Here is a 19,680-nt window from a genome sequence, read left to right as displayed (position 1 = left end):
GCCGCTGCGCACCCCGGTGCTTGTGGGGGCCCCGCGTCGGGGTGTTGCCGGGGGGTGTTCGCGCGGCCCGGCGCGGGCTGCTCCGCGTAGGCGCGGGGCGGGGGGTGTCCGCGCGGCCCGGCGCTGACGGGGTGCCGTCGCGCCCACCCGTGCGGTGGTGAAAGGGCCGGGCCCTGGTGTCGTACGGGTGTCCGGCGTTGGTGCGGTCCGGGGGTGTTCGCGCGGCCCGGCGCTTACGGGGTGCCGTCGCGCCCACCCGTGCCGCCCCAGCGGCACGATTGCCCGCGGAGGGCGGAGGGGTGCGGCACGACTGCCCGCGGGAGCGGAGGGGGTGTTCGCGCGGCCCGGCGCCTGCGGGGTGCCGTCGCGCCCACCCGTGCCGCCCCAGCGGCACGATTGCCCGCGGAGGGCGGAGGGCGGGGTGCGGGGTGCGGGGTGCGGTGTGCGGTGTGCGTGGGGGCGCGGGCATCAGGCCCGAGCCCCCACCGGAGCGGGCAGGCCGCTCAGCCGGGCAGGCCGCCGCGGTCCGGGCGGGTGAGGACTGCGGCGACGCCGTCCAGGGAGCGGGCCACCGTGTACGCGTAGAAGTCGTCCTCCAGTGCCGCCACAGCGGCGGGATCGTCCGTGCCCCGGCTCGTGACCGCCGCGCCCACCGCGGCCAGACCCCGCCGCGTGGGGTCGTCCCGGTGCGCGGCCAGCGCACCCGCCAGCCGTACCCGCGCCTCCGGCAGGTTCTCCGCCCGGTCGTCCTCCACCATCACCAGCGTGAACGCCGAGTTCGTGAGATACCGGTACGCCGCCGTCGCCCCGTCCGCGAACCCCGCCTGCTGCAGCACCAGGATCCCCCGGTCCATCATCGCCAGCGCCGACGGAATGATCGGCCCGATCCGCACCAGCCGCCGTGCCACCCCCCGGTACCGCCGCAGCAGCGGCCGCCCCTCCAGCAGCAGCGTGCTGAACCACTCCCGCCACTCGAGCTCCTGCGGCGGCAGCGGGATCATGCCCACCACCCGGTCGGCCACGGCGTCCGCCACCGCGTCACGGTCCCCGACGTGGTGGTAGACGGCACGCGGCCAGACCTCCAGCGCGGCGGCGAGCTGCCGGGTGGACCAGGCGTCGAGCCCGTCCGTCTCGGTGAGCCGCAGCGCCGCGTCGACGATGCCCGTGGGTGTGATCGGCGGCCGGTCGGCGGGCCGCCGCCCACGGCCACCGGGTGCGGGTGAGCTGGGCATGGCACGCAATGTATCCACTCCTCTGTGTCCAGGCGTCCCGGTACTTCTTGACCCGGCCCGCCCGGTCCATCGTATGGTGGGCAGAGTTTATTACCCAGTGGGTAGTAGCATCTAGTATTACCCACTGGGTAGTAACCCCTCGTAGCGCTCACACCCCCGCCCACCCCTATCCCCCCGTATCCCGATCTGGAGGACGACGATGCCCGCGGAACCCGCCGCGCTTCCGTCATTACTGCAGCCCGTCCGCAGGCGGCTGGCTCTGGCGGTGCTCTGCCAGGCCGTCGCCGCCCTGCTCAACATCGCCCCGTTCGTCGCCGTCGCCGAGCTCGCCCGGGTGCTGCTCGCGGACGGCCCGGTGGACCGCGACCGCGCCTGGACGGTCACCGCGCTGGCCGGCGCCTGTCTCCTGGTGCGGCTGCTGTTCCTGGTGACCGCGAGCGTGGTCAGCCACCTCGCGGAGAACGACCTGCAGCTGTCCGTCCGCAGGCTGCTGATCGGCCGGCTGGACAGAGTCCCGCTGGGCTGGTTCTCCGGCCGGGGCGGAGCCGCGGTGAAGAAGGCGGTGCAGGACGACGTACACGCCCTGCACCACCTGGTCGCGCACTCCCTGCTGGAGTTGACGGCCGCGGTGATCGTGCCGCTGTCGACGCTCGCCTACCTGTTCTGGGTGGACTGGCGGATGGCGCTGATCACGATGATCCCGCTGGTCCTCGGCATCGGCCTGTTCGGCCGTACCGGTGCCGCGTTCAAGAAGAACCTGCCCGCGCTGGACGCCGCGATGACGGACATCAACGGCTCGGCCGTGGAGTTCGCGCAGGGCATCGCCGTGGTGAAGACGTTCGGCCAGACCCGCCGGGCCCACCGCCGCTACACCGAGGCGGCGGACCGGTTCGCCGCGTTCTTCCGCGGCTGGGTCGACTCGCTGGTCACCCCGAGGGCCCTGTCGGAGATCGTGCTGTCGGCGCCCACGATGCTGTTCACGGTCCTGCTCGGCGGCACCGCGCTGATCACGGCCGGACGCACCGCCCCGGAGGACCTGATCCCGTTCGCGCTGCTCGCGGTGGGCATCACCACGCCGGTGCTGACGATCAGCTTCGCCGAGGAGGAGGTCCGGGCCGCGAAGGCCGCCGCGGACCGCATCGGCGAGGTGCTGGCCACCCCCGAACTGGCCCTGCCCGTGCACCCCGCGAAGGCGGGCCCGGGAGCGGTGACCTTCGAGAACGTCACCTTCTCCCACGACGGTGAGCACCGCGTCCTCGACGGCGTCGACCTCACCCTCGCCCCCGGGACGACCACCGCGCTGGTGGGCCCCTCGGGCGCCGGCAAGAGCACGCTCGCGTCGCTGCTGCCGCGCTTCTGGGACCCGGACGAGGGCACCGTCCGCGTCGGCGGCAAGGACCTGCGGGACCTCGCCCCCGAAGAGATCTACCGCCGGATGTCGTTCGTCTTCCAGGACGTACGGCTGCTGCGCGACACCGTCCGCGCCAACCTGCTGATCGCCCGCCCGGACGCCACCGACGAACAGCTCATGGACGCCGCGAGGCGCGCCCGTATCCACGACCGGATCACCGAACTGCCGCGCGGCTACGACTCCGTGGTCGGCGAGGACGCCAGGTTCTCCGGCGGCGAGGCCCAGCGCCTGTCCATCGCCCGCGCGATGCTCGCCGACACCCCCGTCCTCGTCCTGGACGAGGCGACCGCGTACGCGGACCCCGAGTCCGAGGCGGCCGTGCAGGACGCCCTGTCGGAGCTCACGTACGGCCGCACCCTGCTGGTGATCGCACACCGTCTGTCCACGGTGAAGGACGCCGACCAGATCGTCGTCCTGGACGCCGGCCGGGTCGTGGAGCGGGGCACGCACACCGAACTGCTGGCCCTGCGCGGCACCTACGCGGGCATGTGGCAGGCCCACGAGCGCAGCACCGTATGGCGGCCCGGCGGCGCGGAGGAGCCCGCCGCCGCGGCCGAGGCCGTCACCGGCAACCGCACCGCGGTCGAGGAGGCCGTCTGATGATCCGTCAACTGATGGCCGTGGTCGGCCCCGCCGAGCGCCGGCTGCTGCGCAACGTACTCGCCCTCCAGGTCGTGGGGGCGGTCCTCCAGGCCGTGGCGTTCGTCCTGATCGTGCCGGTGCTCGAGCGACTGCTCGGCGACGACCCGGAGCAGGCCTGGCCCTGGGTATGGGCGCTGGCCGCCGCGGCCGTGGCCCAGTCGGTGGCCCACTACCTGGCCACCAAGACCGGCTTCAAGGCGGGCGCCGCCCTCTCCAGGGTCCTGCACCACCGCATCGGCGACCACGTCTCCATGCTGCCCCTCGGCTGGTTCGGCCCGACCAGGACCGGAGAGCTGAGCAACCTCACCACCCAGTCCGTGATGGGCATCATGCGCGTCCCCGGCTATCTGTTCCGCCCGCTGATCAACGGGCTGCTCACCCCGGCCGCGGTCGTCGTCCTGATGTACCTCTTCGACTGGCGGCTCGCGCTCGCCGCGACCTGCACCGCCCCCTTCATCGCGCTGGTGCTGCGCTGGAGCACCAACCGCACCGCCGCCGCCGACCGGCTGCGCGCCGGGGCGATGACCGAGGGCGCCAACCGGGTCATCGAGTACGCCGACGTCCAGCCGGTGCTGCGCGCCTTCCCCGGCTCCGGGGCCGCCGGCGGCGACCGCCTCGACGAGGCGCTGTCCGCCCAGCGGGACGCCGGACGCCAGGTCATGGTGGCGGGCGTCCCGGGCCAGGTCGGCTTCACCCTCACCGTGCAGGCCGCGTTCACGGTGATCCTCGTGTACGGCACCTATCTCGCCCTCGGCGGCTCGCTCGACGTACCCGAACTGCTGGCCCTGCTGGTGCTGGCCGCCCGGTTCGTGGAGCCGATGGCGGAGGCCGCCAACCTGGGCTCGGCGCTCCGCTCGACGAGCGCGGCCCTCGGCCGGGTGCAGCGGCTGCTGGACGAGAAGCCGCTGCCCGAACCGGAGCACCCGGCCCGCCCGGCCGGCACCGGCGTCGAGTTCGACGCGGTGGAGTTCTCCTACGACGACGGCCGCAAGGTGCTGGACGGGGTCGGCTTCCGCATCCCCGAGCGCACGATGACCGCGCTGATCGGGCCCTCCGGCTCCGGCAAGACGACGATCGCGCGGCTGATCGCACGCTTCTGGGACGTGCACGGCGGCGCGGTGCGGGTGGGCGGTGTGGACGTCCGGGAGCTGCCGGCCGAGGAGCTGATGTCCCGGATCTCCGTGGTGTTCCAGGACGTGTACCTCTTCGAGGGCACCATCGAGGACAACATCCGGGCGGGCCGCCCCGACGCCACCGACGCCGAGGTGCGCCGGGCCGCCGAGCAGGCGCGGGTCGACGAGATCGCCGAGCGGCTGCCCGGCGGCTGGTCCGCACAGGTCGGGACGGGCGGCGCGGGCCTGTCCGGCGGTGAACGGCAGCGCATCTCCATCGCGCGGGCGCTGCTCAAGGACGCGCCGATCGTGCTGCTGGACGAGGCGACGTCGTCCCTGGACCCGGCGAACGAACGGGCCGTCCAGCAGGCCCTGTCGGAGCTCACCCGCGACAAGACCCTGCTGGTGATCGCGCACCGGCTGCAGACGGTGCGCGCCGCCGACCAGATCCTGGTGCTGGACGGCGGCCACATCGTCCAGCGCGGTACGCACGAGGAGCTGATCACCCAGGACGGCCGTTACGCCGACTTCTGGGCCGAGCGCAGCCGCAGCCGCGGCTGGCGCCTGAGCAAGACCCCCGTGGCCAACTGAGAATCCCCCGGCGGCCCGCTCACGCGGACCGCCGGGGGATCGGTGTGGCCGTCGCTCCCGGAGCTCACCCCCGCGCCGAGAGCGGCGGCTTCCCCGGTACGCCGGCGATGCCCCAGCGGGTGGCCGGCACCTCCTGGAGGACGATCCAGGTCGCCGCGCGCGCCTGTTCGCCGAACACCTCGGCGACCGCGTCCGTGATCCGGGCGATCAGTTCCGTCTCGGTGGCGCCGTCCAGGCGGCCCTCGTAGAGCTTGACGTCAATGAGCGGCATGCGAGGTCTCCTTGATGCTCGGTACGGTCGTGAGGCTCTCGGCGTTCTCGATCACGGTGCGCGCGTCGTCCAGGGCCGCGTCCAGCGCGTCGGCCAGGTGGTCCACCTGCTCGTCGGTCAGCCCCGGATGGCAGGGCAGGTTGACGTGCTCGGTGAACCACAGCTCCTCCGCCACCGGGCACTCGCCGGGCAGATGACCGCGCGAGCGCCACTCCGGCAGCAGGTGCAGCGGGAAGTAGCGCAGCTGCACCTCGACACCCCGTGCGTCGAGTCCGCGTACCAGCGCCTCACGGGTGCCGCGCGGGCCGGACACGAAGCAGGTGTACAGATGCTGGGCGTGGTGCACCCCCGGGCGGGGACGGCCGGCCCGCGCGTGCGGATGCCGGTCCACGACCGCGTTCAGCCGGGCCGCGATGGCGCGTCGCCGGTCGACGAGGTCCTCCAGCCGGTCCAGCTGGTGCAGCCCGACCACACAGGCCGCCTCCGACAGGGTGGCGTTGGTGCCGCTGCGGCGCACGCCCAGGCAGGCGTCCCGGTACACGGACGACGAGTACTTCATCCAGGGCAGCAGCTCCGGCGCGTCCAGGGGCGACGCGTCGCCGGCGACGAACACGCCGTCGATCTCGTTGGAGCGCAGCCGGTCGACCCGCTCCGCCCAGTCGTCCCGGTCGAAGGTGAGCATGCCGCCCTCGCCGAGCGTGGTGATGTTCTTCGACGCGTGGAAGCTGAAGCAGCCGATGTCACCGAGCGATCCGGGACGCCGGCCGTCGTAGCGGGCCCCCAGGGCGTGCGCGCAGTCCTCGACGACGAGGATGCCCCGCTCCCTTGCCATGGTGACGATCTCGTCCATCTCGGCGGGCCAGCCGCCGTAGTGGACCAGCAGGATCGCCCGGGTCCGGTCCGTGATGAGGCTCTTCAGCGAGGCGGGGTCCATGTTCAGGGACTCCCGGTCGATGTCGCAGAACCGCACCCGGACCTGTCGGTCGAGCAGGGGCTGCACGGTCGCCTGGAAGGTCTGCGGGGTGACGACGACCTCGTCCCCCGGCGCCAGGTCGAGCAGGTGGACGGCGAGTTCCAGGGCGACGGTCCCACTGGTGACGCTCAGCGCGTACCGGGTGCCGGCGTACTCGCTGAAACGCCGCTCGAACCGCTCCCGCCAGGAACCCATGGACAGGGACTCACCGGATTCGAGCAGCTGTCCCAGAGCCGCCGCCTCCGTCGCTCCGAGGATGCTTCCGCGACTCGCGTACGGAACTTTGTAGGCCCCGCGCATAAGTACCCTCCGGCAGATTCGGGGATGGTTTTCCCGTCGCCGAACAAGGCGACACGAGTGACCCTACGTTTGTCGGCGCGCGGCGGAGAGAGCAAGTCGGCGCACCTGACACGAGTTTGACAGCCCGTCAATCTTCCGGAGAAAGCTTGCTCCGCCGCAAAGGCCGGGCCGATGATTCACGACGGACCGCACGAGAGGGCCGTACATCCAGCCGACACGAGGGGCGAAGCGTTCATGGAATTCGGCGTGAATTTCTTTCCGGTGATCGATCCCGCGCAGAAGAGCGCCACGGCCTACTACGACGAGACCCTCCGCCTCGTCGAACTCGCGGAGGCGCTGGGCTACGAGCACGTCCAGACCGTGGAGCACTACTTCACCGGGTACGGCGGCTACAGCCCCGACCCCGTCACCCTGCTGACCGCGATGGCCGCCCGCACCAGCCGTATCCGCATCACGACGGGTGCGGTCGTCCCGGCCTTCACCCACCCCGTCAAGCTGGCCGGCAAGCTGGCCATGCTCGACCACCTCTCGCACGGGCGGCTCGACGTCGGCTTCGGACGGGGCTTCCTGCCCACGGAGTTCGAGGCGTTCGGCATCCCCATGGACGAGAGCCGCGCCCGGTTCGACGAGGGCGTCGAGGCGTGCGTACGGCTGTGGAGCGAGGAGGACGTCGTCTTCGAGGGCCGCTTCCACCGCTTCGGCCCCGTCACCCTGCTGCCCCGGCCCTACCAGGCCCCGCACCCGCCGGTGTTCATCGCCTCCGCGACGAGCGCGGAATCGTGCGCGGCCGCCGGCACGGCCGGCCACCACCTCCAGGTGGTGCCGTCGGTCACCAGCGCCGAACAGCTCTCCGGAATGCTGCAGAAATACCGGGCCGCCTGGGACGAGGCCGGCCACGACCCGGCCGCCCGCCGCATTCAGATCAAATACACCTGCTATCTCGCGGACGACGCCGAAGAGGCCCGCCGCACCGGAGAATTCTACGAACGCTCCTACATCGACCACATGGCGAAGGCGGTGGAACCGCTCGCCAAGGGAAACCGGGCCGATTACCCGGGCTACGAGAAATTCCTGGAGAAGGCCAGGAACTACGACTTCGCGGCCTCCCTCGCGGCGAACAAGGTGTTCGCCGGCGACACGGACCAGGTACGCGCGCAACTCGAACGCACCCGCGAGGAGTTCGGCGCGGACCTGACCGTCAGCCTGCAGTTCAACCCCGGCGGCCTCGCCTACGGCCGTGCCGCCCGCGCGATGGAACTGTTCGCGCAGGAGGTCGCCCCCGCCTTCACCGGCTGAGCCAGGACCGTCAGCGGCGGCTGAGCGCCCGGGAACCCAGGAGCAGCGACAGCTCCTCGACCTGGGAGCGCAGCAGCCGCTGCTCGTCGACGAGTTCGTCGACCCGGGCCCGCAGCCGCACCAGCTCCCCGCGGTCCCCGGCCGGAACGGGGACCGGGGAGACCCGGTGCCGCAGACCGAGGCGGGACTGGGCGTCGTACAGCAGTTTCTGGACGGACCGCCGCTCCTCCTCCAGCTCCGCCGCCGCCCCCGCGCACAGCGGACCGCTGGTGCTGCCGGCCATCGCCGGCCCGCGCCACAGGCCCAGGGCATCAGTGAACAGCGCGCAGGCGGTGCGCGGATCGCTGCCCAGAAGTGCCCGCGCCTTCGCCGCGCCCAGCAGGAACCGGGCGCTGTCCAGCTCCTCGGGCCGCGCCTCCAGCACATAGCCCGTGTCACGGGCGACCAGCCGCGGGGTGTTGGCCCGCGACGGCTCCGCCTCGATCAACAGCTGCCGCAGCCGCGACACATGGGCCTGCAGGGCGTTCACCGCCTTGCCGGGCGCGCCCCCGCTCCACAGCTCCTCGATCAGCCGCTCCATGGCGACCGGCTCCCCGGGACGGACCAGCAGCGCCCCGAGGAGCTGCCGCTGTTTGGGACTGGTCAGGGGCACCCGCCGGTCACCGACGTCGTCGTGGACCTCGGGAACGCCCAGCACTCGAAACCGCATCTGCACCTCCGTCGCACACCGCAGCTCCCGCCCAGCTCACCGCGGACCGCCGCCCGCCCGCCTGAGTGCCGGGTACTCAACTGGCGTCGCCCGCCCGACAGGTGGTCCGCGGGACGGAGTGAGTGGCGGCTACTCACGATCAGGCCGGCCGCGCCGTGGTCGTCTTGGGGCGTCGCGGTCACAGTCACGGGTGAGGAGTTGAGGACGCATGACGCGGTGGGACGCGGAGGTCGCGGTGGTCGGTCTGGGAGCGTGGGGGGCGTGCGCGCTGTGGCAGCTCGCCGAGCGCGGCGTGGACGCCATCGGCATCGAGCGCCACCAGCCGGGCCACTCGCTGGGGTCCTCGCACGGAGGCTCGCGGATGTTCCGCGTCACCTGCCTGGAGCACCCCGGCCTGGTCCCGCTGGCCCGGCGCTCCCGGGAACTGTGGAGCACCCTGGAGGACTCCGCCGACGAGCAGCTGTTCTTCCCGGTCGGCGGCCTGCTGATCGGTCCGAAGGACGGCCGGGTCGCCGGCGGCACGCTGACCGCCGCCTACCACCACGGCATCGAGGTGAGCACCCTCACCGGCCAGGCGCTGCGCTTCCACTACCCCCGCCATGTCGGCGTCCCGGAGGGCCACATCGGCGTCCGGGAGCCGTCCGCCGGCATCATCCGGCCGGAACTCTCCATCCGGACGGCGGTGAGCCGGGCCGAGAAGTGCGGCGCCCGCGTCCTCACCGACACCCGCATCACCACCTACGACCTGATCCCCGGCGGTGTGGTGCTGCGCACCTCCCAGGGCGAACTGCGGGTGCGGCAGGTGGTGTTCACGGTCGGCTCCTGGCTGTCCTCACTGATCGGCGGACTTCCGCTGCGGACCGTGCGGATGCCCATCACCTGGTTCAGGCCACTGGAGCCGGGGGACGACACCTTCGGTCTGGAGCAGTTCCCCGTCTTCATGCGGGAACTGGACGACGGCACGATCCTGTGGGGCAACGGCGCGGAGGGCGGCCACGACGTCAAGCTCGGCATCGAGGACCGGGCCGACGCCCTGCCCCTCGACCCCGAGGCCTACGACCGCTCGGTCGGCCCGGTCGACTGGTCCGCGCTGACGGCCCTGCTGCCGGCGAAACTTCCGGGTCTCGAACCGCTGCCGTCGAAGGTCGCCGTCTGCATGCTGACCCGCACACCGGACGGCCAGTTCGTCATCGGCCGGCCCGGGGACGACCCGCGCGTCGTGGTGGCCGGCGGCGACAACGCGCACGGCTTCAAACACGCCACCGGGATCGGGGAGGCCCTCGCCGAGATCGTGCGGGGCGAGGAGACGACGGTGCCCATCGGTTTCATGTCCCCGAACCGTTTCGGCTGATCCGCGCCACGCGCCACCCGTACGCCCCGGCCACTCACCGCTGCCGCGACCCCAGGAGGGCGACCATGACGTCGACACCCACTTCCCAGCAGGCGCCCCTGGTGAGCGCCCAGCAGTTCCGGGACGCCATGGCCGAACTGGCCTCGCCCGTGACCGTGGTGACCACCTCGGACGGCCGGGGCGGACGCCGGGGCTGCACGGCCAGCTCGGTGACGTCGGTCTCCCTGGACCCGCCGCTCCTCCAGGTCGCGGTCGCCCACACCTCGAGCTGCCACCAGGCCCTCGTGGAGTCGGGGGAGTTCGTCGTCCACATCCTCGCCGACCGGCACCGCCTCCTGGCCGACCGGTTCGCACGGCAGAACATCGACCGCTTCGCCGGCACCGGCGTCACCACCTGGCCCGGTACCGACCTCCCCTGGTTCCCCGACGCCACGGCCGCCTTCCGCTGTCTGACCCACCGCACGATCCCGGTGGGCGACCACACCCTCCTGGTGGGCGCCCTCACCGCCGTTCGCAACGGCCCCACCCAGAAGACCCCGACAGACGCCCTCCTCTGGTACCGCCGAGCCTTCCACTCCCTGACATGACCCCACCCGTCACACCGGACACGCCGGGTGTGCGCGCTCCAGTGCTGCCGGGCGGGGTGTCCCCGCCGGGAGGCGGGCGCGGCCCGGCGGATGTACCACCGGAGTGCGCCACCTCCAGCGCCCGGACCGGGCGCGTGGGCCTCACCCCACGGGCGCGTCCAGGGGGGCGTGGGCTTCCAGCCATCGTTCGGTGACGAGGCGGGCCAGTTCCGGGGTGTCGCCGAGGGGTGTGGAGAGGATGTCGGCCCGGGCCGCCGCCGCCTCCGCGGCGATACGGTCGGGCAGCAGGCCCGGTGCCAGTACGTAGGGCGCGACCGCCACCCGGCCGACGCCCCGCGCCCGCAGTTCCCGTACGACGTCGCCGGGCCGGGGTGTCGGGCCGGTGACGAACGCCGGCCGTACCGCGCACCAGCCCGCGCGCCGCAGCTCACGGGCGGCCGCGCCGACCGACTCGATCGCCTCCGGGTCCCGGGAACCGGCGCCGGACAGGACGATCCCGGTCGTGGACCGGTCGGCGGGGGTCAGTCCCGCCTCGAAGAGCCGCCGCTCGACCGCCCGCAGCAGCAGCGGCGAGCCGCCGAGCACCGCCGCCCGGCGCACCGCGGGCCCCTCGGCGCCCGCGAGCGCCGCCGGCAGGTCGGTCTTGGCGTGATAGGCGCGGGTCAGCAGCAGCGGCACCGCGACGGCCGCCCCGGTGCCGGCCCGCCGCAGCTCCGCCAGCGCGCCCGCCACGCCCGGCGCGTCGAACTCCAGGAACGCGGTCGTCACGGTCACACCGGGGCGCCCCCGCCGGATCCGCTCGGCCAGCGCCCGTACGGTCGCGGCGTGCCGCCGGTCCCGGCTCCCATGGCTCACCAGCAACAGCGCCGGCCCCGCCATGGTCGTATCCTCGGATCTCACCCGTGACCCCCGATCGCCGCACCGCGAGACGGCGGTCGGTTCCCGCCGCCGCGGCACGCTAACCGGGCCCGTTCACACGCCGCTGACGGTCCGCTGACCGGGTCAGGCGGGTCCGCTGCTGTGCAGCGGCTCGTGGCCGAATTCCGCCCGCATGCCCCAGTCCCAGTCGCCGACGACCGCGGCCGGCACCGGTGCGTCGCCGCGCAGCATCCGCTGGTGCGCCTCGCGGACCGCTTCCGAGGGCTCGAGGCCCAGCTCGGTCACCAGCCGTGTGTGCAGCCGCCGGTAGGTCTCCAGCGCCTGCCACATCCGGCCGGCCTGGTGCTGCGACAGCATCAGCTGCAGATGGAAACGCTCGTGCAGCGGATAGCGCGCCGTCAGCTCGGTCAGCCTGGCCAGGACCTCGATGCCCCGGCCGAGCGCCAGATCCGCCGCCACACAGATCTCGAACGCGCTGAGCCGCGACTCCTGCAGCCGCAGCACCTCCACCCGCAGCACCGGACCCAGCGGCACGTCGAACAGCACATCGCCGCGCCACAGCCCCAGCGCCTGGTTGAGCAGCTCGGACGTGAGCCGGTGGTCCCTTTTGCGGGCCATGGCGAGCCCCGCGGAGACCAGACTCTCGTGCGTCAGCGCGTCCACCTCGTCGGGCGCCGCGTTCAGCACATAGCCGCCGTGCGCCGTAGCGAGGATCTCCTTCGCCCGGACCATGCCGCCCTTGCCGGACACGGCGGCTATCCCCCGTCTCAACTGCATCATGTACGTCTGAAGCGTCGCCTGGGCGCTGCGCGGAGGCTGGTCGCCCCAGAGTTCGTCGACCAGTTCCCACACCGGCACCGTGCGCCGGGCGCGGAGCGCCAGCAGGGCCAGCACCTGACGGTGCTTCGCCGCGCTGGGTGTCCATGCGTCGTTCCCAAAATTGGCAGTCAGGGTGCCCAACAACTTGATCTCCACCGACCGACCTCTCCCCGTGTATTGCCAGCGATGTGATGGTGACACCACGCGCGTAGTTCCGTTAGTGCCCTCGATCATCAGTCCGACGTGAACGGGCACATGACCGTGTTGGCTGAATCTCGACTCCAGCGGGAGTCCAGAGCCGCATGAGACGGCCTCAAGAATCGGACAGCCGCAGCGTGTGAGGCTTTCGCCATGGAATTCACGCTCCTCGGCCCCGTAGGCATCATCACGAAGGACGACCACGTTCCGATCGCCGGCTCCCGTCAACGGATCCTGCTGGCCTCGCTTCTCGTCAGCGGCGGCCGGCTGCTGACGAACGAGCAGCTGTACAGCGAGCTCTGGGGCGACGACCCGCCCCATACGGCACACAACGCGCTCCAGGCACAGGTGTCCCGGCTGCGCCGCACCCTGAGCCGGCTCACCCACTCCGAGGAGCCGGCGCCGGCCCTGGTCACCCACTCCGCCGGGTACGTCCTGAAGGTCGACCCCGACCGGGTCGACATGAACGGTTTCCGCCGCCGGATAGCGGAGGCCCGGGCCGCGGCCGACCGGGACCCCATGGCGGCCATCACGCTGCTGGAGGCCGGAATCGCCCTGTGGCAGGGCAAGCCGCTGCAGGACACCGGCACCAGTCCGCTGTGCCACAGCACGGCCGTCCAGCTGGAGGAGGAGTACCTGGCCGCCCACGAGACGAAACTGGAGCTGAAACTGCGCTGCGGTCTCACCGAGGACGCGATCGGTGAACTGCGGGCGATCGGCGTGGTGCACCCCTGGCGGGAACGCATCACCGAACTGCTGATGCTCGCCCTGTACTGCGTCGGCCGCCGGGCGGAGGCCCTGGAGACCTACCACAGCACCCGCCGCCAGCTCACCGACCACCTCGGTATCGAGCCGTCCCGCCGCCTCAAGGAGACGCTCCAGGTCATCCTCCGCGAAGACCCCGTGCCCCTGGCCCCGCTCCGCCCGTCACCCCTGGCGGCCTTCGCCCGCTGACCGGAACACCCCGGCGCGGAGCCCCGCCCTCAGACCCCGTCCGGCGCGGGGTCCTCCACGGGCTCCGCCAGCACCACCCGCGTACCGCGCTCCCTGAACGCCGCCACCTGTGTGTCCGTCGCCGACGTGTCCGTGACCAGCGTCCAGCCGGCCGGCAGCGTGGCCCACGCGTGGAACGGCGCACGCCCCAGCTTCGCCGCGTGCGCCAGGACGTACGTACGAGCGGCCCGGCGGGACATCAGTTCCTTCAGCCGGGTCTGCCGCAGGTCCGCCTCGCAGATCCCGCCGTCCGCCGTGACCCCGTCCGCCGACAGGAAGACCCGGTCGAACGTCATCCGCTCCAGGGCCGCTTCCGTCAGCGGCCCCACGAACGCCTGGCTGAGCGGCCGCAACGTGCCGCCGAGGCACTCCACATGGACGGATTCGACGTCCGCCAGCTCGTGCAGCACCGTCAGACCGGTGGTGGCGACCGTGAGGTCCCGCGCCGTGCGCAGCTCGTGCGCCAGCGCCCCGACCGTCGAACCGGCGTCGAGGAGCACGGTCTCGCCCGGCTGGATCCGCGCCGCCGCCCACCGGGCGATGGCCCGCTTCTGCGCGTACGCCTCCGTGGTGCGCTGGCGCAGCGACGCCTCCGGATGCGCGGTCAGCGCCATCGCCCCGCCGTAGGTGCGGGCCAGCCGGCCGTCGGCGGTGAGCCGGGCGAGGTCGCGGCGGATGGTCGAGGCGGTGACGCCGAAGTGCCGGGACAGCTCCTCGACGCTGGCCAGGCCGCTGGTGGTGGCGAGTCGCAGGATCTCCTCGCGCCGGGCCTGGGATCCGTTGGGCGGCATCAAGTGTCCTTCGCGGTACGTGGGTTCAGCGGGCGGTGGACATCTCGGCGGCCTGCCGCAGCGCCTCGATCATGCTACCGGCCTCCGCCCTTCCGGTACCGGCGATGTCGAAGGCCGTGCCGTGGTCGACGGAGGTGCGGATCACCGGGAGGCCGACGGTGAGGTTGACGCCCGCCTCGATGCCGAGCACCTTGACCGGGCCGTGGCCCTGGTCGTGGTACATCGCCACGATGAGGTCGTAGTCGCCCCGGGCGGCCAGGAAGAACGCGGTGTCGGCGGGGAGCGGGCCGCGTGCGTCGATGCCGTCGCGGCGCACCGTCTCCAGCGCGGGGACGATCTTCTCCTCCTCCTCGCCGTAACCGAACAGGCCGTTCTCGCCGGCGTGCGGGTTGATGCCGCAGACGCCGATGACGGGTGCGGCCACCCCCGCCCGGACCAGGGCCTCGTGGCCGCGCCGCACGGTCCGCTCGACCAGGCCGGGCTCGATCCGGTTGACGGCGTCGATCAGACCGATGTGGGTGGTGACGTGGATGACCTTCACCTTCTCGGTGGAGAGCATCATCGACACCTCCTCCACCCCGGTGAAGTGGGCGAGCAGTTCGGTGTGCCCGGGGTAGACGTGCCCGGCGGCGTGCAGGGCCTCCTTGTTGAGGGGGGCGGTGCAGATGCCGTCGATCTCGCCGGCGAGGGCCAGTTCGGCGGCCCGCCTGACGTACTCGTACGCGGCGTTCCCGGCGGCGGCGGACAGGGTGCCCCAGGGCAGGTCCGCGGGGAGGAGGCCGAGGTCGACGACGTTGATCCGGCCCGGCGCGGTCTCGGCCGCCGCCGGCGTGGGCACGGTGACGATCTCACAGCCGGCGCCCAGGATCCGGGCCGCCTCCCGCAGCCGGGCGGCGTCACCGATCACCACCGGCCGGCACCGGCTCAGCGTCGCGGCGTCCAGGACGGCGGGCACGATCACCTCGGGCCCGATACCGGCGCCGTCGCCCATGGTGACACCGATGAGGGGGAGGGGCTGCTGGGCGTTCACTGGGTGACTCCTTGCTGAGAGGGGCGGAGTGCCGCCACGATACGAACGAACGAGTCCGGGCCGCCGAAGCTCCCGGGGCGGGTGACGACCGAGCGGCCGTCGGTGGTCCTTGAGTGCACGGCGCCGTGGTGGATCTCGCCGACGGGCCGCAGGGTGGTGACGCCGAGCGAGTCGAGCACCCGGCGGGCCGTCTCACCCCCGGTCAGTACGAGGTCCGGGCGCCCCGGCAGGGCGGAGACGGTCCGTGCCAGCCCGGCCACGATGGCGCGTGCGGCGCCGGGCCGTACGCCGCCGGACCCGTCGACGGAGAGCACGGTCACCGTCCCGGCCGCGAGCGGGGGCAGCACGACGCCCTCGCCCCCGGCCAGCTGCCGGGGCGTCAGCGCCGTATGCCGGGCCCCCGCCGCGACCAGCCGCCCGACCTGCTCGACCACCCCGGGCTCCGCACTCCCGGCGACGACGAGCAACGGTGGCGTGACCCTCACGGCTCCGGCCGCCCCCTCGACGGACCCCCGGGACCAGGTCCCGCCCTGCACCGGCATGGTGGCCGCTGCGGCCACCGTCGGCACGGGTGACACCGGCCCGGTACCCGCCGCCGGGGCGGAAGCGGCTCCGGTGGCCGTGGGCCCGGCTGTCCCGGGCGGCGTCACGGATGCCGGCGCCGAAGGCGCCCACGGTGCTCCCGGCGCCGCCGCTCCCGTCGTGGGCGGTTCCGTTGTCATCCGCCGGGTGGCAGCGGGCGCCGGTGCGCCGTCCGCCCGCCGCGCGGCGAGCAGGCGGCCGAGGGCCGCCGCCAGGCCGCCGCTGCCCAGGAGACGGGTGCCGGGGCCGAGGAGGGCCGCCGCCGTGGCGATCACCGTGAGGTCGGTGTCGGTCTCCGCGTCGCAGACCGGGTGCCGGCCGTGCGCCGCCACCTCCCGGAAACGGCCGGCCAGGGCGATGGGACCCTGCCGTACGGTCTCCAGCGGTACGTCCGTGGCCGGCAGGGGCGCCATCGCCTCCGCGACGGACCGCGGCGCGGCACGCTCCTCGGCGTGCCAGGCCGGGGAGGCGTGCAGCGGCGCCCCGTCGGCCAGCACCACACCGCCGCGCACCACGCGCCCCGCGGCGGGCAGGGCCGTCGCGATCACCAGGACCCCGGCGCCCTCCGCGAAGGCGGCCGCCTCGGCCCCCACCGGACCGCGCAGCAGCGAGTCGCACTTCTTGAACCAGAGCGGACTGCCGTACGCCTCGGGAAACTTGACTGCGCGAAACGCGCGAGAACTGGTGAGGTCCGTGTCCGTATCGGACCCGGTGGCGGGCGAGGGTTCCCGCGCCGCGCCCAGCACGGCCCGTACGGCGTCGGCGGCGGCCGCACCGTCCAGATACCGCGAGTCGAGGTCCACCACCACGGCCTCCCCGCCGGTACCGGATACTCCCAGCTCGGCAGGGTTCAACACCAGCCGGGCGGGCAGCCGCAGCAGGGCCGCGACCTCCGCCGCCCCCGACAGGTCGTCGGCGAGCGCGACGACCGGGACGCCGCCTGGACGGCACATACGGACCTCCTCGGGGAACTCGGCTTTGCAGTGCCCCGATGATGGCATAGCTTGCGCGATTCGCGCGAGACTCTTGCGCATAACGCGCAGTCATGCGAGCGTTCACCCACTGAGAAGCAGCCGCACCGGAAGGAACCGCTCGTGAGCACCGGCACCCGCACCGGCCCGCCCGAAAGCCCCCGGGGGACCGAGCTCCCGTCCGTCCCCGTACCGCTCTCCCGCCTGGTCCTCGGCACCATGACGTTCGGCGACACCGTCGACCCCGCGGGCGCCGCCGCCATGCTGGACGCCGCCCTCGACGCCGGCCTCACCGGCGTCGACACGGCCAACGGCTACGCGGGCGGCGAGAGCGAGCGGATCCTCGCCGGACTGCTGCCCGGCCGCCGGGACCGGATCGTGCTCGCCACCAAGGCCGGCATCCCGCACCCCGACCAGGGCGAGCACGCCCCGCTCTCCCCGGCCGGCCTGCGCGCCGCCCTCGACGGCAGCCTCAAGCGGCTCGGCACCGACCACGTGGACCTCTTCTACCTGCACCAGCCGGACCGCCGTACCCCGCTCGCGGAGACCCTCACGGCCGTGGCCGGGTTCGTCGCGGAGGGGAAGGTCCGCGCGCTCGGCGTGTCCAACTTCGCCGCCTGGCAGATCGCCGAGCTGACCCGCACCGCCGACGAGGTGGGCGCCCCCCGCCCGGCCGTCGCGCAGCAGCTGCACAACCTCCTCGCCCGCCGGATCGAGGAGGAGTACACCGAGTACGCGGCGGTGAGCGGGCTGCGCACCATGGTCTACAACCCGCTCGGCGGCGGCCTCCTCACCGGCCGGCACCGCTTCGAGGCCGACCCCGCCACCGGCCGCTTCGGCGACTCCGGGCTCGCCGCCATGTACCGGGAGCGGTACTGGAACGAGGACCTGTTCGCCGCCGTCGCCCAGCTCACCGCGATCGCCGACGAGGCCGGCCTCCCGCTCACCGAACTCGCCCTGCGCTGGCTGCTGGACCGCCCCTCCACCGACGCGCTCCTGCTCGGCGGCTCCCGGCCGGAACATCTGCGCGCCAACATCGCCGCCGCCCAGGCCGGCCCGCTGCCCGCCGACGTGACCGCCGCCTGCGACGCCGTCGGCTCGGCCCTGCGCGGACCCATGCCCGCCTACAACCGCTGACCACCCCCGAGACCGCCGTCCGGAGACCCCTCATGACCACCGCCGCGCACTTCACCGCCGCCCTGCGCGACCGCCGCCCCCTCATCGGCTACTGGTCGCTGCTCGACTCGCCCGTCGCCGCCGAACGTCTCGCCCGCCTCGGCTACGACTACCTCGCCTTCGACGCCCAGCACGGCCTCTTCGGCTACCAGGGCCTGCTCAACAACCTCATCGCCACCGACACCCGCGGCTCCACCGCCGTCGGCATGGTCCGCGTCGAGGCCAACGACCCCACGTACATCGGCCGCGCGCTCGACGCGGGCGCCGCCGCCGTCATCGTGCCGCTCGTCGACACCGCGCAGGACGCCGCCGACGCGGTCGCCGCCGTGCGCTACCCGCCGCACGGCCGCCGCTCCTACGGCCCCATGCGCGCCCAGCTGCGCATCGGCCCCGACCCGGCCGACACCCACGAGCAGACCGCCGTACTCGCCATGATCGAGACCGCCGACGGGCTCGCCAACGTGGAGGAGATCTGCGCGACCCCGGGACTCGACGGGATCTACGTCGGCCCCTCCGACCTGCGGCTGGCCATCGGCGGCCGGACCTCCACCGACCCGGAGGTGGCCGAAGCCTTCGAGCAGGCCCTCACCCGCATCCGTGAGGCCGCCGGGGCCGCGGGCATCGCCGCCGGCATCCACAACGGCGACGGGGCGAGCGCCGCCCGCCGGCTCGACGAGGGCTTCACCTTCGCCTCCGTCGCCGCCGACGTCGTCCATCTCCAGCAGATCGCGGCCACCCACCTGGACGCGGCGCGCAAGGGCGGCCGGGCATGAGCACCACCACCCTCGTCACCACACCCACCTTCGCCCGCCACTCGCCCGACCCCTGGACCCTCCTCGCCGACGGCGGCGCGGGCCCGGTCCGCCCCTACGACGACCGTGCCCTGCCGTACGGCGAACTCCTCGCCCGGATCCCCGGCGCGGACGCGCTCGTCGCCGGCATGGACCCGGTCACCGCCGAGGTCATGGACGCCGCCCCGCGGCTGAAGGTCATCGCCAAGCACGGCGTCGGCACCGACACCATCGACGTCGCCGCCGCCCGTGAGCGCGGCATCCCCGTCGTCTTCGCGCCGGGCTCCAACTCCCGAGCCGTCGCCGAGTACACCTTCGGACTCGTCCTCGACGCGGCCCGCCGGATCAGCGCCTCCCACACCGCCGTCACCGCGGGCGACTGGCCCAAGCTGTTCGGCCCCGAACTGCACGGCCGGACGATCGGCGTGGTCGGCTTCGGCCGGATCGGCCGCCTTGTGGCCGGCTACGCCCGCGCCTTCGGCATGAGCGTCCTCGCCCACGACCCCTACGTCCCCGACGACGCCGTGACCGCGGCCGGAGCCGAACCCGTCCCCCTGGACGCGCTCCTCGCCCGCGCCGACGTCGTCACCCTGCACCTCCCGCCCGCCGGCGAACCACTCCTCGACGCCGCCCGGCTGGCCGCGATGAAACCCGGCGCGATCCTCGTCAACGCCGCCCGCGGCGGCCTCGTCGACGACACCGCGCTCGCCGCCGCCCTGCACTCCGGACATCTGGCCGCCGCCGCGCTCGACGCCTTCGCCGTCGAACCCCTCCCGGCCGGCCACGTCCTGCGCGGCGCCCCCCGGCTCACCCTCACCTCCCACATGGCCGCCTGCACCCCGGAGGCCAACCGCGCGATGGGCCTGATGGTCGCCGAGGACGTACTCCGTGTCCTCGCCGGCGAGCCCCCGCGGCACACGGCCGGCTGACCCCGCCGCCGAACCACCACCCCACCCCCCCATGCCGTTACCCGCC

At 73.5% G+C, this 19,680-nt stretch carries 18 protein-coding genes; 9 read left to right on the top strand and 9 right to left on the bottom strand.

Annotation, left to right across the window (positions count from 1 at the left end; translation table 11 throughout):
* Nucleotides 1-503: 503 nt before the first annotated feature.
* A complete protein-coding gene (locus ACGFR9_RS03970) occupies nt 504-1,232 on the bottom strand; it encodes a TetR/AcrR family transcriptional regulator (protein ID WP_393202661.1) in 729 nt (242 codons plus the stop codon).
* A 199-nt stretch (nt 1,233-1,431) separates the two neighbouring features.
* Here ACGFR9_RS03970 and ACGFR9_RS03965 point away from each other — a divergent pair, with 199 nt between their 5' ends.
* Nucleotides 1,432-3,243: an ABC transporter ATP-binding protein gene (locus ACGFR9_RS03965; RefSeq protein ID WP_393202659.1), complete on the top strand. Its 1,812-nt coding sequence runs from the start codon at nt 1,432-1,434 to the stop codon at nt 3,241-3,243.
* Nucleotides 3,243-4,988: an ABC transporter ATP-binding protein gene (locus ACGFR9_RS03960; protein WP_393202657.1), complete on the top strand. Its 1,746-nt coding sequence runs from the start codon at nt 3,243-3,245 to the stop codon at nt 4,986-4,988. The genes ACGFR9_RS03965 and ACGFR9_RS03960 overlap by 1 nt, the downstream gene beginning before the upstream one ends.
* 64 nt (nt 4,989-5,052) lie before the next feature.
* On the opposite strand, the gene ACGFR9_RS03955 is transcribed toward ACGFR9_RS03960, so the two are convergent.
* Together ACGFR9_RS03955 and ACGFR9_RS03950 are read right to left on the bottom strand one after the other, a co-directional pair.
* Nucleotides 5,053-5,259, bottom strand: coding sequence for a 4-oxalocrotonate tautomerase family protein (locus tag ACGFR9_RS03955; RefSeq protein WP_393202656.1), 207 nt, complete (start codon nt 5,257-5,259; stop codon nt 5,053-5,055).
* Nucleotides 5,246-6,532, bottom strand: a complete 1,287-nt coding sequence (locus ACGFR9_RS03950; protein WP_393202654.1) for a DegT/DnrJ/EryC1/StrS family aminotransferase — start codon at nt 6,530-6,532, stop codon at nt 5,246-5,248. The genes ACGFR9_RS03955 and ACGFR9_RS03950 overlap by 14 nt, the downstream gene beginning before the upstream one ends.
* A 246-nt stretch (nt 6,533-6,778) precedes the next feature.
* Here ACGFR9_RS03950 and ACGFR9_RS03945 point away from each other — a divergent pair, with 246 nt between their 5' ends.
* Entirely contained in the window at nt 6,779-7,828 is a 1,050-nt protein-coding gene (locus tag ACGFR9_RS03945) for an LLM class flavin-dependent oxidoreductase (RefSeq protein WP_311646020.1), read from the top strand.
* A gap of 10 nt (nt 7,829-7,838) precedes the next feature.
* Here ACGFR9_RS03945 and ACGFR9_RS03940 read toward each other — a convergent pair whose 3' ends face one another.
* Entirely contained in the window at nt 7,839-8,537 is a 699-nt protein-coding gene (locus tag ACGFR9_RS03940) for a BTAD domain-containing putative transcriptional regulator (protein WP_393202652.1), read from the bottom strand.
* 208 nt (nt 8,538-8,745) lie between these two features.
* Here ACGFR9_RS03940 and solA point away from each other — a divergent pair, with 208 nt between their 5' ends.
* Nucleotides 8,746-9,888 (top strand): N-methyl-L-tryptophan oxidase, encoded by a 1,143-nt coding sequence (gene solA / locus ACGFR9_RS03935; protein ID WP_393202651.1) that lies wholly within the window; start codon nt 8,746-8,748, stop codon nt 9,886-9,888.
* Between the two features lie 65 nt (nt 9,889-9,953).
* On the top strand, nt 9,954-10,475 hold the full coding sequence (locus ACGFR9_RS03930) for a flavin reductase family protein (RefSeq protein WP_393202650.1): 522 nt from the start codon (nt 9,954-9,956) through the stop codon (nt 10,473-10,475).
* A 141-nt stretch (nt 10,476-10,616) separates the two neighbouring features.
* Here ACGFR9_RS03930 and ACGFR9_RS03925 read toward each other — a convergent pair whose 3' ends face one another.
* Nucleotides 10,617-11,354 carry a sirohydrochlorin chelatase gene (locus ACGFR9_RS03925; RefSeq protein WP_393202649.1) on the bottom strand — a complete coding sequence of 246 codons (738 nt, stop codon included), beginning with the start codon at nt 11,352-11,354 and terminating at the stop codon, nt 10,617-10,619.
* A 123-nt stretch (nt 11,355-11,477) separates the two neighbouring features.
* Nucleotides 11,478-12,329 (bottom strand): AfsR/SARP family transcriptional regulator, encoded by an 852-nt coding sequence (locus tag ACGFR9_RS03920; RefSeq protein ID WP_063829295.1) that lies wholly within the window; start codon nt 12,327-12,329, stop codon nt 11,478-11,480.
* Nucleotides 12,330-12,524: 195 nt separating this feature from the next.
* On the opposite strand from ACGFR9_RS03920, the gene ACGFR9_RS03915 reads away from it, so the two are divergent.
* On the top strand, nt 12,525-13,325 hold the full coding sequence (locus tag ACGFR9_RS03915) for a BTAD domain-containing putative transcriptional regulator (RefSeq protein WP_393202647.1): 801 nt from the start codon (nt 12,525-12,527) through the stop codon (nt 13,323-13,325).
* 29 nt (nt 13,326-13,354) lie between these two features.
* Here ACGFR9_RS03915 and ACGFR9_RS03910 read toward each other — a convergent pair whose 3' ends face one another.
* From ACGFR9_RS03910 to ACGFR9_RS03900, 3 genes are read right to left on the bottom strand one after another with little or no spacing between them, the layout of a single operon-like run.
* The gene (locus tag ACGFR9_RS03910; RefSeq protein ID WP_393202645.1) at nt 13,355-14,155 is read right to left on the bottom strand and encodes a DeoR/GlpR family DNA-binding transcription regulator; all 801 of its coding nucleotides are present in this window, start codon (nt 14,153-14,155) and stop codon (nt 13,355-13,357) included.
* A gap of 25 nt (nt 14,156-14,180) precedes the next feature.
* Nucleotides 14,181-15,185, bottom strand: coding sequence for a 4-hydroxythreonine-4-phosphate dehydrogenase PdxA (gene pdxA, locus ACGFR9_RS03905; RefSeq protein ID WP_393202643.1), 1,005 nt, complete (start codon nt 15,183-15,185; stop codon nt 14,181-14,183).
* Entirely contained in the window at nt 15,182-16,720 is a 1,539-nt protein-coding gene (locus tag ACGFR9_RS03900; RefSeq protein WP_393202641.1) for a four-carbon acid sugar kinase family protein, read from the bottom strand. Before ACGFR9_RS03900 ends, pdxA begins: the two co-directional genes overlap by 4 nt.
* Before the next feature lie 141 nt (nt 16,721-16,861).
* Between ACGFR9_RS03900 and ACGFR9_RS03895 the strand changes: the two genes are divergently transcribed.
* The 3 genes from ACGFR9_RS03895 to ACGFR9_RS03885 are packed head-to-tail and all read left to right on the top strand — an operon-like array spanning nt 16,862 to nt 19,634.
* Entirely contained in the window at nt 16,862-17,875 is a 1,014-nt protein-coding gene (locus tag ACGFR9_RS03895) for an aldo/keto reductase (protein WP_393202640.1), read from the top strand.
* A gap of 32 nt (nt 17,876-17,907) precedes the next feature.
* Entirely contained in the window at nt 17,908-18,687 is a 780-nt protein-coding gene (locus ACGFR9_RS03890) for an HpcH/HpaI aldolase/citrate lyase family protein (protein ID WP_393202638.1), read from the top strand.
* Entirely contained in the window at nt 18,684-19,634 is a 951-nt protein-coding gene (locus ACGFR9_RS03885; protein WP_393202636.1) for a phosphoglycerate dehydrogenase, read from the top strand. Before ACGFR9_RS03890 ends, ACGFR9_RS03885 begins: the two co-directional genes overlap by 4 nt.
* The last annotated feature ends 46 nt before the right edge of the window (nt 19,635-19,680 follow it).

Source organism: Streptomyces sp. NPDC048584 (assembly GCF_043199595.1).
Taxonomy (GTDB): Bacteria; Actinomycetota; Actinomycetes; order Streptomycetales; family Streptomycetaceae; genus Streptomyces; species Streptomyces edwardsiae.
Note: the sequence above shows the minus strand (reverse complement) of the source record. Positions and strands in the feature narration are given on the sequence as shown.